Source organism: Winogradskyella marincola (assembly GCF_029624125.1).
GTDB classification, from domain to species: domain Bacteria; phylum Bacteroidota; class Bacteroidia; order Flavobacteriales; family Flavobacteriaceae; genus Winogradskyella; species Winogradskyella marincola.
Genome location: NZ_JARSBN010000004.1, coordinates 327,339 through 345,668 on the forward strand (window position 1 = coordinate 327,339; position 18,330 = coordinate 345,668).

The 18,330-nt window shown below is 33.4% G+C and carries 17 protein-coding genes; 12 read left to right on the top strand and 5 right to left on the bottom strand.

The features are described 5' to 3' along the window. Window positions 1-161 precede the first annotated feature (161 nt). The 10 genes from P7122_RS09330 (at window position 162) to P7122_RS09375 (ending at window position 8,276) form a co-directional block, all read left to right on the top strand. Window positions 162-1,949: a tetratricopeptide repeat protein gene (locus P7122_RS09330; protein ID WP_278005518.1), complete on the top strand. Its 1,788-nt coding sequence runs from the start codon at window positions 162-164 to the stop codon at window positions 1,947-1,949. Between the two features lie 74 nt (window positions 1,950-2,023). After that, complete coding sequence (locus P7122_RS09335) at window positions 2,024-2,347, top strand: DUF4286 family protein (RefSeq protein WP_278005519.1); 324 nt, start codon at window positions 2,024-2,026, stop codon at window positions 2,345-2,347. 212 nt (window positions 2,348-2,559) lie between these two features. Continuing rightward, window positions 2,560-3,348 (top strand): 16S rRNA (adenine(1518)-N(6)/adenine(1519)-N(6))-dimethyltransferase RsmA, encoded by a 789-nt coding sequence (gene rsmA, locus P7122_RS09340; protein WP_278005520.1) that lies wholly within the window; start codon window positions 2,560-2,562, stop codon window positions 3,346-3,348. A gap of 119 nt (window positions 3,349-3,467) precedes the next feature. Further along, on the top strand, window positions 3,468-4,817 hold the full coding sequence (mgtE, locus tag P7122_RS09345) for a magnesium transporter (RefSeq protein WP_278005630.1): 1,350 nt from the start codon (window positions 3,468-3,470) through the stop codon (window positions 4,815-4,817). A 3-nt stretch (window positions 4,818-4,820) separates the two neighbouring features. Next, a complete protein-coding gene (locus tag P7122_RS09350; protein WP_278005521.1) occupies window positions 4,821-5,759 on the top strand; it encodes a 2-hydroxyacid dehydrogenase in 939 nt (312 codons plus the stop codon). Window positions 5,760-5,768: 9 nt separating this feature from the next. Continuing rightward, the gene (locus P7122_RS09355) at window positions 5,769-6,179 is read left to right on the top strand and encodes a response regulator transcription factor (protein WP_278005522.1); all 411 of its coding nucleotides are present in this window, start codon (window positions 5,769-5,771) and stop codon (window positions 6,177-6,179) included. A 102-nt stretch (window positions 6,180-6,281) separates the two neighbouring features. Then, window positions 6,282-6,788 (top strand): DUF4199 domain-containing protein, encoded by a 507-nt coding sequence (locus tag P7122_RS09360; RefSeq protein ID WP_278005523.1) that lies wholly within the window; start codon window positions 6,282-6,284, stop codon window positions 6,786-6,788. Between the two features lie 21 nt (window positions 6,789-6,809). After that, entirely contained in the window at window positions 6,810-7,268 is a 459-nt protein-coding gene (locus tag P7122_RS09365) for a DUF1801 domain-containing protein (protein WP_278005524.1), read from the top strand. Window positions 7,269-7,310: 42 nt separating this feature from the next. Next, on the top strand, window positions 7,311-7,697 hold the full coding sequence (locus tag P7122_RS09370; protein WP_278005525.1) for a VOC family protein: 387 nt from the start codon (window positions 7,311-7,313) through the stop codon (window positions 7,695-7,697). Between the two features lie 57 nt (window positions 7,698-7,754). Beyond that, complete coding sequence (locus tag P7122_RS09375; protein WP_278005526.1) at window positions 7,755-8,276, top strand: YtxH domain-containing protein; 522 nt, start codon at window positions 7,755-7,757, stop codon at window positions 8,274-8,276. Between the two features lie 34 nt (window positions 8,277-8,310). On the opposite strand, the gene P7122_RS09380 is transcribed toward P7122_RS09375, so the two are convergent. From P7122_RS09380 to P7122_RS09395, 4 genes are read right to left on the bottom strand one after another with little or no spacing between them, the layout of a single operon-like run. Then, on the bottom strand, window positions 8,311-9,336 hold the full coding sequence (locus tag P7122_RS09380; protein ID WP_278005527.1) for a carboxypeptidase-like regulatory domain-containing protein: 1,026 nt from the start codon (window positions 9,334-9,336) through the stop codon (window positions 8,311-8,313). Beyond that, window positions 9,326-11,155: a GNAT family N-acyltransferase gene (locus tag P7122_RS09385; protein ID WP_278005528.1), complete on the bottom strand. Its 1,830-nt coding sequence runs from the start codon at window positions 11,153-11,155 to the stop codon at window positions 9,326-9,328. Before P7122_RS09385 ends, P7122_RS09380 begins: the two co-directional genes overlap by 11 nt. A 19-nt stretch (window positions 11,156-11,174) precedes the next feature. After that, the gene (locus P7122_RS09390) at window positions 11,175-12,425 is read right to left on the bottom strand and encodes an aspartate kinase (RefSeq protein WP_278005529.1); all 1,251 of its coding nucleotides are present in this window, start codon (window positions 12,423-12,425) and stop codon (window positions 11,175-11,177) included. Beyond that, window positions 12,412-12,900, bottom strand: coding sequence for a GNAT family N-acetyltransferase (locus tag P7122_RS09395; RefSeq protein ID WP_278005530.1), 489 nt, complete (start codon window positions 12,898-12,900; stop codon window positions 12,412-12,414). The genes P7122_RS09390 and P7122_RS09395 overlap by 14 nt, the downstream gene beginning before the upstream one ends. A gap of 166 nt (window positions 12,901-13,066) precedes the next feature. Here P7122_RS09395 and fbp point away from each other — a divergent pair, with 166 nt between their 5' ends. Beyond that, window positions 13,067-14,074, top strand: coding sequence for a class 1 fructose-bisphosphatase (fbp, locus tag P7122_RS09400; RefSeq protein ID WP_278005531.1), 1,008 nt, complete (start codon window positions 13,067-13,069; stop codon window positions 14,072-14,074). A gap of 60 nt (window positions 14,075-14,134) precedes the next feature. Here the strand turns inward: fbp and P7122_RS09405 are convergent, their stop codons facing one another. Next, complete coding sequence (locus tag P7122_RS09405) at window positions 14,135-14,566, bottom strand: tellurite resistance TerB family protein (RefSeq protein WP_278005532.1); 432 nt, start codon at window positions 14,564-14,566, stop codon at window positions 14,135-14,137. Between the two features lie 401 nt (window positions 14,567-14,967). Between P7122_RS09405 and mfd the strand changes: the two genes are divergently transcribed. Next, window positions 14,968-18,318: a transcription-repair coupling factor gene (gene mfd / locus P7122_RS09410; RefSeq protein ID WP_278005533.1), complete on the top strand. Its 3,351-nt coding sequence runs from the start codon at window positions 14,968-14,970 to the stop codon at window positions 18,316-18,318. Window positions 18,319-18,330 lie beyond the last annotated feature (12 nt).

The following is an 18,330-nucleotide window of genomic DNA, read 5'->3' on the forward strand; positions in this document are numbered from 1 at the left end:
TACCACGACAAAGTAATTGAATCATATTTATACGAATAATGGTTAATAGCACATTTATTTTGCTGGTCAAAATGCCTAAGCTCTGAGTTTAGGCATTTTTTTTATCATAACATTTACAATAACTAGATACAGCATTTGTTATATTTACAAAAACACTTTTTGTGAAGAACTTTCTACCAATAATATTACTTCTTTTCAACTTCTATTTTACCAGCGCGCAAAATAGCGAAGTACTTGCTGATAGTTATTATAAAAAAGGAGAGTTCAAAAAAGCTCTTGTTATCTACAAAAATCTCAACGAAGAGAAACCTTATAACTACAATTACCTCTTCAAACTTATTGATACACATCAGCAGTTAGAGCAATTCGATGCTGCTGAGAACATCCTAATTCAGCGTATGGAAAAACGCAGAAATCCAACGCTTATTGTTGAGTTAGGCTACAACTACCAACTCAAAGACAGCTTAGAACAAGCAAAAAGACTATACAAAGAAGCTATTGACTACATAGACGAAAAACCAAACTATGTGTATAGCGTTGCCAAAAAGTTTGAAGATCATTCTCTACTAGAAGAAGCGATAAAAGTATATGATAAAGGCAAAATATTATTGCCTAATCAAAATTACAGCATACAGTTGGCTCGTATTTATGGAGATCAAGGTAATATCGAAAAAATGTTTGAAAACTACATAGAATATATTGCCTATAGACCAAACTATACCAACAATATAAAACGTGCCATAAGCGACTTTATATCCGAAAACAAAGACAACGAAAACAACATTTATCTAAGGCGTTTGCTTTTGAAAAAAATTCAGCAAGAACCAAGTCCGTATTGGTACGAGCTTTTAAGCTGGTTATATGTACAAGAGAAAGCCTACAACAAATCTTTTATACAAGAAAAGGCATTATACAGACGTAATCCTGAGAGTTTAGAACGAATTATTGAACTCGCTGTAACAGCGCTAAATGACAATGATAGCGAAACTTCTAAAGATATCTTCTCTTACGTTTTAGAAACCACTCAAGATGCTACCACAGCACTAACAGCGCATCAATACATTCTTGAAATTGATACTCAAAATGCAACATCAAAAAAAGAACTGGATGTTATCGATAAAGCCTATAATGAATTGTTTGACCAATTCGGAAAGTCTGAACTAACCTTACCTCTACAATTAGCTTATGGTGAGTTTCTAGCTTTCCACCAAAAAGATACTGAAAGTGCAACTTCTTTTTTACGAAAAAGCATGAAACTGAATATTTCAGAATTTCAAGAAGCTAAAGTAAAACTACTATTGGCTGATATTTTGGTATTACAAGAACGGTTTAATGAAGCTTTAATCTTTTACTCTCAAATTCAGTTAAGTCTTAAGAACAGTACGATTTCTCAAGAGGCACGATTTAAAGTCGCAAAAACCAGCTACTATAAAGGCGATTTTGATTGGGCAGAATCGCAACTCAAAATTTTAAAATCTTCAACCTCACAACTGATTGCCAACGATGCTCTGGATTTAAAACTCTTGATCTCAGATAACAAATGGGAAGACAGTACGCAAACTGCATTAAAGTATTATGCCAAAGCAGATTTGTATTCATTTCAGAACAAAACAGATGAAGCTATTTCACTTTTAGACAAAATTTTAGAAGAACATAAAGGCGAAAGTATCATCGACCAAGCTTTATTTCAGCAAGCCAAATTGTTTGAAAAGAAAAAGCAATACAACAAGGCAGAAGCCAACTATCTAAAAATTATTGCAGACTACAGCGAAGATATCTTAGCAGATGATGCACACTACTATTTGGCAGAATTGTACAACACACATTTAGCCAAACCAGAAGAAGCCAAACAGCTTTACGAGAAAATCATTTTCGATTTTGAAGACAGCATCTATTTTATAGAATCTCGGAAAAAGTTTAGAATGCTGAGAGGAGATAGTATTAATTAGATAACTCATTGTGCATTTACGGTTATTAGTTTCAAATCCCTAACTTTGCCAACTAATTCCTATTTTTTCTAATCATGATCATATACAACGTCACAGTAAACATAGACGATTCCGTTCACGATGAATGGTTAACCTGGATGAGAGAACATATTCCGCAAGTTTTGGCTACAGGCAAATTTGTAGAAGCCAAACTCACCAAAGTTTTGGTAGAAGAAGAAATGGGTGGCACAACCTACTCCATTCAATACAAAGCACACTCCAGAGAAGCTTTAGATGCGTATTATGCTGAAGATGCTGAGCGGCTAAGAGGTGATGGACTAAAACGCTTTGCAGACAAAATGCTAGCCTTTAGAACCGAATTAGAAGTTATAGATGAATACTCTGTAAATTTCAATTAAGTCAAAAAATGGCGCTCAATCAGAAGATATATAACCACAGGAAAACCTTAAGAATCATAAGTATCTTAATGATGATTTTGGGTGTAATTATTGCTTATTTTTGTTATAATTCTGAACCTTGCGAAACCATTGGTGGTTTTATCTGTGGCGCAGGATTCGCTTTTTTTATAATTTTTGTTTCCCTTAAAGAACCCAAAAACCAATCTTAATCAGTGTCAAATCAAGATCAAGTTAGAGCCAAAAAACATCTAGGACAACATTTTCTAAGAGATGAAAATATTGCCAAAAAAATTGCAGATACCTTAACATTGCATGGCTATAAAGATGTGTTAGAAATTGGTCCAGGAATGGGTGTGTTGACTAAATATCTTCTCAAAAAAGATATTAAAACTCACGTTATAGAGATTGACACAGAATCTGTTGAGTACCTTAAAAGCAATTACCTTAACCTTTCAGACAGAATCTATGAAAAGGATTTTTTAAAGTATGATTTAACTGAAATTTTTAGAGATCAACCTTTTGCTATCATTGGTAATTTTCCATACAACATATCCTCTCAAATAGTTTTTAAAACCTTAGAGATGCGTCATCAGATACCAGAATTTTCTGGGATGTTTCAAAAGGAAGTTGCACAGCGTATATGTTCTAAAGAAGGCTCTAAAATCTATGGTATTCTTTCTGTTTTAACACAAGCATTTTATGATGCAGAATATTTATTTACAGTACCACCATCTGTTTTTAATCCACCACCAAAGGTAGATTCGGGTGTATTATTACTAAAACGAAAAGAAAATTTTTCATTGCCCTGTGATGAAGCTTTATTCTTTAAAGTAGTAAAAACTGGTTTTCAACAACGAAGAAAAACATTACGTAACAGTTTAAAAACATTCAATCTTTCCGATAATTTAAAAGCAAATACTATCTTTGGGCAGCGACCAGAACAATTAAGTGTTTCGCAATTTATTGAGCTAACGTCGCTAATTGAAAACGACAGTCATTAATTAAGTTTTAATGTCTTATTGAGAACCATAGAAATGTCTATGTATTTCTAGACCTCAATTACAAGAGTTTATATTAATAAAAAACCTATACACATCACGTGGAAGAAACTCAAGAAAACATACAATTTCAACTCACAGATGAACTTATTGAAAAAGTAGAAGTACTTGTCGAAGAAAAGAACGACAAGGAACTAAAATCGCTTTTAAATGAGTTTCACTATGCTGATATTGCAGAAATTCTTGATGAGCTAGATCTTGATGATGCTCTTTACGTCATTAAACTTTTAGACTCAGAAACCACCTCTGACGTTCTTATGGAACTCGACGAGGATACACGTGAGAAAATTCTAAGAAATCTTTCTGCTAAAGAAATTGCTGAAGAAGTTGAAGAACTAGACACAGATGATGCTGCAGACATTATTGCAGAACTTCCTGAAGACAGACAAGACGCTGTAATTTCTCAAATTGTAGATGAAGAGCATAGAGCAGAAATACAAGAATTACTGGCCTATGACGATGACACTGCTGGTGGTTTAATGGCAAAAGAGCTTGTAAAAGTTTATGAAACATGGACCGTTGCAGGATGTCTGCGTCGCATTAGAGGACAAGCTAAAGAAGTAACACGTGTACATTCTATTTACGTTGTTAATAAACAAGAGCAACTCATTGGAAGATTATCTTTAAAGGATTTAATTGTTGCCAAAAGCGACCAAAAAATTGCAGATATCGCCAAGGACAGTGTAGATTGGGTACATGTTAATGATGATGTAGAAGATGTTGCTAAAGTAATGGCAAAATACGATTTAGAAGCCATCCCAGTTGTAGATGACAACCAAACATTACTAGGTAGAATTACCATAGATGACATTGTAGATGTCTTAAAAGAAGAAGCAGACAAAGATTACCAGCTGGCAGCAGGTATTACTCAAGAGGTAGAAGCTGATGACAGCATTTTGCAACTCACAAAAGCACGATTACCATGGCTGGTATTAGGCCTTTTTGGAGGATTAGGTAGTGTTTTTATTATGAAAGGGTTTGAAGAAGTTATGGAAACTGTTCCTTCGCTCTTCTTTTACACACCACTAATTGCTGCAATGGCAGGTAATGTTGGCGTACAGTCTAGCGCAATTATTGTACAAGGTTTAGCCAATGATAATGTAAGAGGAAGCCTAATAGGCAGATTACTAAAAGAAGTTGGTTTAGCTTTAATTAACGGCTTTGCTTTAGCGCTTTTAGTTGTGTTGTTTGGTTTTCTAATTAGCCAAAACACTACAGAAAGTATTGCTATTGCCACATCAATGATGAGCGTTATTATTGTGGCTGCTTTAATAGGAACTTTTGTGCCTATTATTTTAGATAAAAGAGGCATAGATCCTGCTATAGCTACTGGTCCGTTTATTACAACAAGTAATGATATATTGGGTATATATTTATTTTTTGTTATTTCAGGTTTAATTATTGGTTTTTAGTTTATGAAAATCCTTCATATAGACAGTAATCATTCACTTCTTATAGATCAGCTAAATAAACTAGGTTTTACAAATGATGAAGATTATACGTCTTCAAAATCTGAAATCGAAGCAAAAATTGAAACTTATGATGGTATCGTTATAAGAAGTAGATTTACCATTGATCAACAATTTTTAGATGCAGCAACAAATCTAAAATTTATAGGTCGTGTTGGTGCTGGCTTAGAAAATATAGACTGCGATTACGCTGAAAAAAAAGGTGTGTATTTAATTTCTGCTCCAGAAGGCAATAGAAATGCTGTTGGAGAACACGCTTTAGGAATGCTCCTATCTCTTTTTAATAAATTGAATAAAGCAGACAGAGAAGTAAGACAAGGCAAATGGCTAAGAGAAGCCAATAGAGGCATAGAACTCGATGGTAAAACCGTTGGTTTAATAGGTTATGGTAACATGGGTAAAGCCTTTGCAAAAAAGCTTAGAGGTTTTGATGTGGAAGTGCTTTGTTATGATATTAAAGCCAATGTTGGTGATGAGAATGCTGTCCAAATATCGCTTAGCGATCTTCAGGAAAAAGCAGATGTCTTAAGTCTACATACACCACAAACTGAATTAACGATAAACATGGTAAATTCAGAATTCATCAATAAATTTAAAAACCCTTTTTGGCTTATCAATACAGCACGTGGCAAAAGTGTAGTGACAGAGGATTTAGTCCAAGCTCTAAAAACAGGTAAAATCCTAGGAGCTGGACTCGATGTTTTAGAGTACGAAAAATCATCTTTTGAAAACCTCTTTACATCTAGCAAAATGCCAATAGCCTTTGAATATCTTATTAATGCAGAAAATGTACTTCTAACACCTCATGTGGCTGGTTGGACAATAGAGAGCAACATTAAACTTTCGCAAACCATAGTAGATAAAATTAAAGCTAAATTTTGCTAATTTTAAAACATGAAGAAAACCATTCTTGTTTTTGGATTGCTAATTTTGGCTATTCTTTTGCTATTTCAGCTTAGCAAATACACATTAACCACAGGAGATGTTAGTACAGAAATTGTGGTTTCGGTTATTGCTTTAACCTTTTTCATCATTGGCATTTATATCAATAAAAAATCACTTCATAAAAAAACACCAGATTCAGTAGAGATTGACAAAAACAAAATAAAAGAACTCGAAATTACTGCCAGAGAATACGAAGTGCTTCAACACATATCTGCCGGACTGTCTAATAAAGAAATTGGTGATACATTATTTCTATCTGAAAGCACTATAAAAACTCACGTTTCAAATTTATTAGTAAAGCTCAATGCAAAACGCAGAACGCAAGCGGTACAAATAGCAAAATCGCTCAATATCATATAAAATATATACTTTTAGACTTTAGTACTACCGCTTTGGTACTTTAGTATGACCCAATAATTGCGTGCAAAAACTACTTTTGGCACTAACTAAAAACTAAAAAACATGAAAAACACAGTACTTAAATTTGGTGGCTATGGATTAATACTTGGAGCCGTTATTTTTGGATTAGCCTTAACTTTTGGTGGAGGCTTAAGCTACACAACGCAAGAAATTATTGGCTACGGCTCAATGGTAGCCTCATTATCTTTTGTTTATTTTGGCATTAAACATTTTAGAGACCAAGTTAATGACGGAAAAGTAACTTTTGGCAAAGCACTATTAATAGGTGTTTTAATCTCTGCTTTTGTAGGACTTGGAGTTGGTATCGTAGATTATTTATACACTACCGTTATTAACCCAAATTTTGCTGAAGATTACTTAGCAAAAACCTTAGAAGGCTACGAAACACTTTATTCTGGTGAAGAATTAACAGCTAAAAAAGCTGAGTTAACTAAACAAATGAAAGATTTTGGTGGCTCTGGTTTTATGGCTGCACTAATGTTTTTTACAGTACTGATTATAGGATTTATTATATCTTTAATTTCAGGATTAATTCTTCAAAAAAAATAACTAATACAATACATCTACAAAATGCAATACAACGCTACATCTCCAGAAGACTACATTAGTCAGGTACCAGACGAAAGACAAGAGACACTCAAAAAACTTAGAAAGGTTATAAACGATAATTTACCAAAAGGGTTTGAAGAAGGTATGCAATACAAAATGATTGGCTACTATGTACCACACTCAATTTATCCTAACGGTTACCATTGCGACCCAAAAACACCGCTACCGTTTATGAGTTTTGCATCACAAAAAAACTCTGTAAACCTTTACCATATGGGCATTTATGCAAAAAAAGAGTTGTTAGACTGGTTTGTTAGTGAGTACCCTAAGCATTGTAAACGCAAACTAGATATGGGCAAGAGTTGCATTAGATTCAAAAAAATGGATGAGATACCATTTGAGCTCATTGGCGAACTTACTAAAAAGATGAGCAGTGAAGAATGGATAGACGTATATGAATCTGCTTTAAAGAAAAAATAAAAGTATAACTTAAAAAGATTCCTGTCTGCGCAGGAAATGAATATGAAAAAACGAGTAACAGGAATTGGCGGATTATTTTTTAAAACCAAAGACCCGCAGGCTTCAAAAGACTGGTACAAAAAGCATTTAGGTTTTGATACCGATGCTTATGGTTGTACATTTTGGTGGAAAGATAAAGACGGTAACGACTGCTCTACACAATGGAGTCCGTTTGCTGAAGACACTAAATATTACGAACCTTCTAAAAAAGACTTTATGTTTAACTATAGAGTTGAAAACTTAAAGGAATTGTTAGAAGCTTTAAAGGCTGAAGGTGTTACAATTGTAGGAGACATGGAAGAATATGACTACGGAAAGTTTGGGTGGATACTAGACAATGATGGTAACAAAATAGAACTTTGGGAACCTGTAGACCAAGCTTTTAAGTAAAAATGTAACGATTTAATACATTTCTATACTTATAGTTACGACTTAAAACCACTGAAAATGAATGAAGAAAACAAAAATTTAGAAGACCAGGCAAAAGACGCTCAAGGCCAAGCTAAAGAATCTGCATCTGAAAAAGCAAAAGACTTTAAAGAAAGTACTTCTGAAGCTTTTGATTCTGCAAAAGCTAAAGCTAGTGAAATAGCCGACGATGCTAAAGAAATGTTTGGTAAGGCTAAAGAAAAGGTAACTGAGTTTATAAACGAAGATGCTAAAGAGATGTATAGCAATGCCAAAGAAAAGGTTTCTGAATTTACTGAGGAAGCAGAGGAGCGGTTAGGTGAGTTTGCCGTTACAGCTAAAGAAAAAGCAAAAGACTTAGCAGAAGATGCTAAAGAAACCTACGAAGAAACCAAAGTAAAAGCTAAAGAATTTGCCAATGAAGCAAGCGAAAAATTAAATGAATTTGCTGTTGAAGCTGAGGAAAAACTTGAAGATTTAGCTGAAGATGTGAAAGAAACTTACAATGAAACTAAAGAAAAAACCAAAGGATTTTTTAGTAAGTTATTCGGAAAGAAATAAGTAAAATCATTAAAAACTCAAACCCAGATCTATTTTAGTTCTGGGTTTCTTTTTTTGTGTTTAGGCCATAGTCTAAAGGCAAAGTGTCTCCCATACGCTGGCTTCCCATGGCACCATTAAAATAAACACCTCTTATTGCTGAATAATTTCCGTAAGCATCTAATAAAAAACGATCTACAAATACATTTATATCACTTTGATCTTTCTTATCGTATAGGATGGACACCTTCTCCTTTAACGAAACTTCTTTAAGACCGGTTTTATCCTTTTCTTTTATATTAAAGTATTTATACTCATCTACCTTAAAACCTTTGTGATAAATCTCATAACCTTCCTCTTTTAGGTTTTTATGAAATAAGGCTCTCATAAAATGCTGCACAGATCCTTTATATACTTTTTCTCGAGATCGTTTGGTCTTTCTCTTATCTGATTTATCTAGGTTCTTGTAATATGATGTACCAGAGTAAGCTACTCTATCTAAAGCAAAATCTAGTTCTTTTAAATTTACATAACGGTATATAGCCTCAAAGTCTATCATATCAAAAGAAACCTCGTATTGCAAAGCTTTATTCTTTATAATAATAGGTACATCTGCACTGGCAAACAATGTTTTTCTTCTTTTATCGTAGCGCAAAAAGATATCTTTTTCGTTTAAAATTTTACAAGATTTACCATACTTAGAACTTCCTAAAAACTCTTTTCTAAATAGTTTTAACTTTTGTCTTCTGGTTAATCCATCATCAAAATCAATCAGCACCTCATCCAGACTTACATCTGTAGGCTTTAGCTTTATTGTTATATCGCTCTTGGTTCTATAATCTTCGATGATTACTTTTTCGTAACCTAAATAAGAAATGACTAAAGGAGATTGTATGGCATCAGAATAACTTATTGAAAACCTTCCTTCTTCATCTGTAGTTGACCCAATAGTTGTGTTATCAAAATAAACAGCAACAGTTTCTAATGGTTTATTGGTTGAGGCATCTAAAATAATGCCTGTTAATGTTTGAGAAAAACAAAGTGTTGGAAATAGTAGAAAAAATAATAATCTACTTATCATTACTATCCATGAATTTACGTTCTAGTTCTGCCTGAAACTCTTCCATAACAGGTCTTACCGTACTTTCTGGTAAATCAGCAATCTTAATGTACATTAAGCCATCTACTGCATTATTAAACAATGGATCTACATTAAATGCTACAATTTTGGCATTCTGCTTAATGTATTTTTTTAGCAATACAGGCAAACGTAATGCTCCTGGCTCTACCTCATCTATCAGCTTATCGAGTTTGTTTAAGTCTGCTTCAGCTTCATCAAATACAAACTCTTTATCAGCGTCTTCTAATTTTACTTTAAACTCTTTTTTAGGATGTACATATTGCGCTACATATGGATCGTAATAGTGAGATTTCATAAACTCAATCATTAAACTCTTAGAGAAGTTTGAAAATTGGTTACTTATACTCACACCACCTATTAAATACTTATGCTCTGGATAACGTAATGTAGTATGTACAATTCCTTTCCAAAGTAAGAATAATGGCATTGGTTTTTGTTGGTATTCTTTGATGATAAAAGCACGACCCATTTCTATAGATTGGCTCATCATTTTGTACAACTCAGGCTCAAAACGGAATAAATCTTGAAGATAAAACCCATCTATACCATAACGCTGAAAAATATCGGAACCTAGTCCCATTCTGTAGGCACCTGCAACAACATTTTTGTCACTATCCCATAAAAACATATGATGATAATAGGCATCAAAAGAATCTAAATCTGTAGCCTCATTTGTTCCTTCACCAACTTCTCTAAAGGTAATTTCTCTTAACCTACCAAGCTCACTTAAGATATTGGGCATTTCATCTGCAGAAGCTAAAAACACTTCATAATTCTTGCTCACCAAAAGCCTACAATCTTTTTCTCTTAAATTGTCTACCTCAGCTACCATAAGCCCTGTATCTATTGGTGTTACAATACGCTTTGGTGGTTTAGGCACTTTTACGGTAGACTTAATATTATCTAAAATCTTTGGCTTATCCTCAAAAGTTTTAGAAAGCATATAGGTTTTTCTTCTTAAGAAATCTGTAAAATCTTCTAGTGTTTCGTGCTCCTTTTGATCATTTACAGAGATTGGTCTACCAATCCTTACTTTTATGGTTCTTCGTTTTTGAGTTAATAACTCCGAAGGTAGTTTAGCTGTTCTTAGTGTGTCACTAATTTTAGACAACCTGTAAAATAATCTGCTATTTTTAGCATGAAAATAAATTGGCACAACTGGCACTTCTGCTTTCTTAATAAGCTTCATTGCAGCTTCTTCCCAAGGTTTGTCTACCACAAGCTTTCCATCTCTGTATGTAGAAACTTCTCCTGCCGGAAAAACGCCTAATGGATGACCTTCTTTTAAATGTAAAATAGCGTTTTTGAAACCCGATATACTACTCTTTGCATCCTTTCGATCTTCAAAAGGGTTTACTGGCATTATATAAGGTTTTAATGGCTCTATACGATGTAATAAAAAGTTGGCTATAATCTTAAAATCACTACGTTGCTCTATCATTAACTTTAGTAACAAAATACCGTCTATGCCTCCTAATGGGTGGTTAGAGATGGTAATGTACGCTCCGTCTTTGGGTAAACGTTTTAGATCTTCTTCAGGAATTTCAAACTTTATTTGAAAATCGTCTAACAAAGCATTTAAAAAATCCAGCTCAGAATGATGCTTATTGCGTTTGTATATTTTGTTAATCGTAGAAATCTTTAAGACTTTCATAAGCACCCAACCAAAGAACGTTCCCATAAAGCCATACTTATCTGCGTTTATAGCTTTTGCTACTTCTTTTGCTGTTACTAATCCCATATCAGATGATTTCCTCATAAAACAAATGTAGTAAATGTTATTTAGTTACAATTTGAACTGTTTCGCGTGTTAATTGTTTAAGTAACACGTTTTTATCTTTTTCTAACGTTTTTATTGCGTCTTCATTATAGTGCCTAATGGTGTAAAGACTAACATCATCGTGGCAGGTTACGTTAAATTTAGCCTTTAAATGTTGCAACAATTTATCACGATTATTGTAAATATTATCTATACAAACCGAAAAACTTATCGCTGAATTCTGAATTACGTCTACTTTCATCTTATAAAGATGCAATAAACTAAATATTTCACTAATATTTTCTTCAACGATATACGAAAAATCTAACGACGATAACGAAATTAATATCTGATTTTTCTTAACTATAAAACATGGCACTTCGGGCTCTATAGTTTTACCCTTACTCACACAAGTGCCTTCTGCTTTTGGGTTTATAAACGATTTTACGTGCAAAGGAATTTCTTTTTGCTGTAATGGTTGCAACGTTTTTGGATGAATAACAGATGCTCCATAGAAAGCCAGCTCAATAGCTTCTCTGTAAGAAATATGATGCAGTAATTGTGCATTTTCAAAATGACGTGGATCTGCGTTTAATACACCTGGTACATCTTTCCAGATAGTAACACTGTTTGCATTAAGACAGTAAGCAAAAATAGCAGCTGTATAATCACTACCTTCTCTTCCTAGTGTGGTAGTAAAATTATTAGAATCACTACCTAAAAACCCTTGAGTAATGTTTAGAACCGACTTATTAAACTTTGATGAAATGTTGTCTTGTGTTTCATCCCAATTTACATTTGCTCTTCTGTAATAATTATCTGTTTTTATATATTCTCTTACGTCTAACCAATTGTTTTTTAAGCCTATTTCGTTAAGATAATGACTGATTATTGTAGTAGATATTAGCTCTCCAAAACCAATAGTTTGGTCATATACATAATTGTAATCTGGAGATTTATTGCTTTTAAAAAACAAATTTAATTCATCAAAAAGCGCCTTTACCACAGAGAAAACTTTATGGTGCTCATTATCAAATAAATCTAATAAAATCTCATTATGATATTTTATAACATCATGTATAGAACTTTGTAATTCTCCTTTGTTTTCAAAGTAGTTTTTAATTACAACTTCCATTGCATTTGTTGTTTTTCCCATTGCAGAAACAACAACTAATGTGTTTTCGTAACCTGTTTCTTTTAAAACTGAAGCTAAATTTTTTACACCTTCAGCGTCTTTTACCGAAGCACCACCAAATTTATAAACGCGCATCACAATTTTTTAAATAGTTTTCGATTGCTTTTTCATCTAAATGAACCACATCCCAGTCTCTCATTACATTTGCTCCTTTATTTTGGTAAAATGTTATTGCTGGCTCATTCCAGTCTAGCACTTCCCAACTAATTCGTTTTACTCCCAGAGAATTTCCGTATGCCACAACTTTGTCTAAGAGTTGTGTTCCAAGATTTTTACCTCTTTGTGCCTGACTTACTATTAAGTCTTCTAAATGTAAGACTTCACCTTTCCAGGTAGAATATCTTTTATAAACCAACGCCATGCCTTCTACCTTGTTATTAACCTCAATAACAAAGCAGGTAAACTTTGGGTTAGCACCAAACCCATCAGATTCTAACATTTGCTGAGTTACCTCTACAGCATCTGGCTCTTTCTCAAAAACAGCCAATTCTTCAATGAGTTCTAGTACTCTAGGCATATCGGCTTTTGTGGCAAGTCTTGGTTGATTCATTTTTCTTTTTTAGAGAACTCAAATATAGTTTAAAATTCATTGTTTAATTTGATGCTTATTTCTTAAAACAGATACTTTATAAAATTCTTAACGAGTTTAATCTACGAAAACGTTATAGTTTATTAAAAAATGCGATATTTGTTACCGTTAATCAATCTAAAACTTCATGTCGCAACGCAAACAAACTCTGGGTGAATTTATAATTGAAAATCAAGCCTCTTTCAAATACACCTCTGGCGAACTTTCTAGACTTATTAATTCTATAAGACTTGCTGCCAAAGTGGTTAATCATGAAGTAAACAAAGCTGGTCTGGTTGATATTCTTGGTGCTGTTGGCGATACAAATATTCAAGGTGAAGACCAACAAAAATTGGACGTATACGCTAATGAAAAGTTTATACAGACCATGACCAAAAGAAACATTGTTTGTGGTATTGCCAGCGAAGAAGAAGATGATTTTATTGCCATTAATAGCCAGGACGAAAATCATCAAAATAAATATGTTGTTTTAATAGATCCTTTAGACGGTTCTAGTAATATAGATGTTAATGTATCTGTTGGTACAATCTTTTCTATTTACAGACGTGTTACTCCAGTTGGTACTCCTGTAACTATCGAAGATTTTTTACAAAAAGGAAATCAGCAAGTTGCTGCCGGTTATGTAGTTTATGGTACTTCTACCATGATTGTATATACTACTGGAGATGGTGTTAACGGTTTTACACTAAACCCAGCAATTGGTACATTCTATCTATCACATCCTAATATGCAATTTCCCGAAAACGGAAGAATTTATTCAGTAAACGAAGGGAATTACATTCACTTTCCTAAAGGGATAAAAGATTACATAAAATACTGCCAAATGGAAGAAGGAGACAGACCATACACCAGTCGCTATATTGGTTCATTGGTTTCAGACTTTCATAGAAATATGATAAAAGGTGGTATATACATGTATCCTAAAAGTTCTACCGCAAGCAATGGTAAACTTCGTTTGTTATATGAATGTAATCCGATGGCTTTTTTAGCAGAGCAAGCTAACGGAAAAGCTAGCGATGGTTTTGAAAGAATAATGGACATACAACCAACAGAATTGCACCAACGTGTACCATTTATTTGTGGTAGCAAAAACATGGTAGAAAAGGCTGAAGAATTTATGCGAAATGCAGAATAAATAAACAAAAAAAGCGAACATCACTGTTCGCTTTTTTTGTTTGAATATTTTTTCTTTCTACTATTTATTCATGTTTTTCATTTCATCAATAAATGTATCTAAGTCTACTTTATCGTATGCTAAAGCCAAAGCCTTATCTGCAATATACTTTACGTTTTGAGCATGAAAACCTAAGCCTACACATATTTTTTCTAATAACCAATGTTGGTTAGGACCTTCAATATCATCTACCCAAACCATACGAGCCAAATCAAATAAACGCTCTAAACGCATATCATAAGATGTTGGAGGATTAATTGGATGAGATTTATAATCTTTAAGTATTTCTTTATACTCAATCTCTGTAATATCTAGTCGTGTCGCTAATCGGTCTAAAAACGCTTTTTCAGCATCGCTAATTACACCATCACTCATGGCAACTCTTACTATGGCTGCAAAATGATCTTCATTACGCTTTTTAAAACCACTATCGAATAAATCTAAAAATGACATAATTTATGTTTTTTTAATGGCCACAAATATAGTCTAAACCTTAAGGTTTTGAAATGAAAATTTAAAGATTTTTCATTTGTTAGATAACGAATAATGTCTTCTGGTTTATATTAAAATTCAACTGCATTCTTTTTTCTGTGTTTTAGATACCATCTAACTAGCTATACCTTTTAACAAAAAACTTTGCGCAATGTTTACTATGTATTAGATATTGATGACACAAATAATTCTGTAATGCTAGAATAAAAGGACAATGACAAATTTATGACCCAACAAAAGGACTATAGGTATTTTAAAGATGATTATCCTGAATTGTATAAAACCTAAAGAATGTTCAATTTTAAAACATATAGTTAAAACATACTTATATTTGCCTTTTTACTAAACAAAGGGAAAACACAGTGAGCAAAACTCTAATCTCGCAAACCTTTTCACAGACTTTGCAACTGCAAAATCTGCAGAATTCTATTGCCCAAACCGAAGCAAACAACACATCTAAAACACATCTAAAAGGTCTCGTAGGATCTTCCTTTTCTATTGTTGTTTCTGAAATTTTTAAATCTGCCGAAAAGCCATTTTTACTCATTTTTGATGACAAAGAAGAAGCTGCCTATTACCTCAACGATTTAGAACAACTCATCAATGATAAAGATGTTTTGTTCTATCCTGGTAGTTATCGCAGACCATATCAAATTGAGGAAACCAATAATGCCAACGTACTTTTAAGAGCAGAAGTGCTTAACCGTATCAATTCTCGCAAAAAGCCGTGTATTATTGTTACCTATCCTGATGCACTTTTTGAAAAAGTAGTTACCAAAAAAGAACTAGAAAAAAATACTTTAAAAATTGCCGTAGGCAACGAACTGAGTATCGATTTTGTAAACGAAGTTCTTTTTGAATACAAATTTAAACGTGTAGATTTTGTTACAGAACCAGGTGAGTTTTCTGTAAGAGGAGGTATTATTGATGTGTTTTCGTTTTCTCATGATGAACCTTATCGTATCGAATTTTTTGGCGACGAAGTAGATAGTATTAGAACTTTTGATGTAGAAACGCAGCTTTCTACAGAAAAAATTAAAAAAGTTAGCATCATTCCAAATGTGGCTAACAAGCAAATTGCAGAACAACGCGAGAGCTTTCTAAAGTATATTTCTAGTAAAACAGTACTTTTTGCAAAAAATCCTTCATTTATATTTTCAAGAATTGATGAGTTTTTCGGAAAGGCTGAAGAAGCCTTCAAAAATTTATCTACAGAGATAAAACATGCCTCTCCTGAAGAATTATTTTGCAATTCAGAATTACTCAAACGACAATTTTTAGATTACAATTTAGTTGAGTTTGGGGCAGCACCACTACTTAGTAATAATGTTATTGCTTTCAACACCAAACCTCAACCGTCATTTAACAAACAATTCAACATATTAATTGAAGACTTAAATGAAAACCATGCTAATGGTATTACCAATTACATTGCCTGTGTAAGCGAACAGCAAGCCAAACGTTTTCATGATATCTTTGATGATGCCGAACAAGAAGAAATCCATTACAAGACCATAGTTTTATCACTATATCAAGGCTTTATAGATAGCGACAATAAAATTGCGGTTTACACAGACCATCAAATTTTTGATCGTTATCATAAGTTCCATTTAAAAAATGGTTATGCCAAAAAGCAAGCCATAACGCTTAAAGAACTTACCAACTTAGAAGTTGGAGACTACGTAACGCACATAGATCATGGTATTGGTAAATTTGGTGGACTTCAAAAAATAGATGTTGAAGGTAAAAAACAAGAAGCTATAAAACTGGTTTATGGCGAGCGCGATGTATTATACTTAAGCATTCATTCTCTGCATAAAATCACCAAGTTTAATGGTAAGGACGGCAAACCACCCAAGGTTTACAAACTAGGAAGTAAAGCCTGGAAAACACTCAAACAAAAAACCAAATCTCGTGTTAAGGAAATTGCTTTTAATCTTATTAAACTTTACGCCAAACGTAAATTAAAGAAAGGGTTTCAGTATGCTCCAGACAGCCACATGCAGCACGAGCTTGAAGCGTCTTTTATATACGAAGACACACCAGACCAAATCACTTCTACTGCAGACATAAAAGCCGATATGGAGAGCGAACGACCAATGGATCGTTTGGTTTGTGGTGATGTTGGTTTTGGTAAAACAGAAGTTGCCATAAGAGCAGCTTTTAAAGCTGTAGATAATGGTAAACAAGTTGCTGTTTTAGTACCAACAACAATATTAGCTTATCAGCATTACCGAACGTTTAAAGAACGTTTAAAGGATTTTCCGGTTACCGTAGATTATGTTAACCGTTTTAGAACTGCTAAAGAAAAACGAGAAACGTTAGAAAGCCTGGAAAAAGGTGGTGTAGATATTATTATAGGCACACACCAATTGGCTAATAAAACCGTAAAATTTAAAGATTTAGGACTGCTCATCGTTGACGAAGAGCAAAAGTTTGGTGTCGCTGTAAAGGAAAAGCTAAAGACCATTAAAGAAAATGTTGATGTACTTACACTAACAGCAACACCTATTCCGCGTACATTACAATTTAGTTTAATGGCTGCAAGAGATTTATCGGTTATTACAACTCCACCACCAAACCGCTATCCTATAGAAAGTCACGTTATTCGCTTTAGTGAAGAAACCATAAGAGATGCCGTTAGTTACGAGATTCAACGTGGTGGACAAGTGTTTTTTATTCATAACAGAATAGAGAACATCAAAGAAGTTGCTGGTATGATACAACGCTTGGTACCAGATGCTAAGATTGCCATAGGTCATGGACAATTAGATGGCAAAAAACTAGAGCAATTAATGCTTGCTTTTATGAATGGAGAGTATGATGTTTTAGTAAGTACAACCATTATAGAAAGTGGTCTAGATGTACCAAATGCCAATACTATTTTTATAAATAACGCTAATAATTTTGGATTAAGTGACTTGCATCAAATGCGTGGTCGTGTAGGTCGAAGCAACAAAAAAGCTTTCTGTTATTTTATAACACCAGATTACTCGTCTATGACTACAGATGCTCGCAAGCGTATACAAGCCTTAGAGCAATTTACAGAACTTGGTAGTGGGTTTAATATTGCCATGAAGGATTTAGAAATTAGAGGTGCTGGAGATTTACTTGGTGGTGAGCAAAGTGGGTTTATAAGCGATATTGGGTTTGACACTTATCAGAAAATCTTAAACGAAGCTATAGAAGAACTTAAAGAGTCTGAATTTGCAGACCTTTACCAAGACGATAGCAAACCAAAACAATACGTAAAAGATATTACCATAGACACTGATTTTGAATTGCTTTTCCCAGACGATTATATCAATAACATATCAGAACGTTTAAATCTATACACCAAATTAAACGAGTTAAAAACAGAAGAAGAATTGCAAAAATTTGAATCTGAAATTACAGACCGTTTTGGTGAATTACCAACACAGGTTCAGGATTTGTTTGATAGTGTACGACTGAAATGGATTGCTACTAAAATGGGACTTGAAAAAGTAATAATGAAAAAAGGCAAACTTATCGGTTATTTTATTCAAGATCAACAAAGTAAATTTTATCAAAGTAGCGACTTTAGCCGCGTACTACAATTTGTTCAGGTTAATGCTTCAAAATGTAAAATGAAAGAAAAGCAAACCAGAAATGGTTTGAGATTATTAATTACTTTTGATAAGATAAACAATGTATCCTCTGCATTAAGAGCATTGCAACCTATTATGGCTTAATTATTGAGGTTG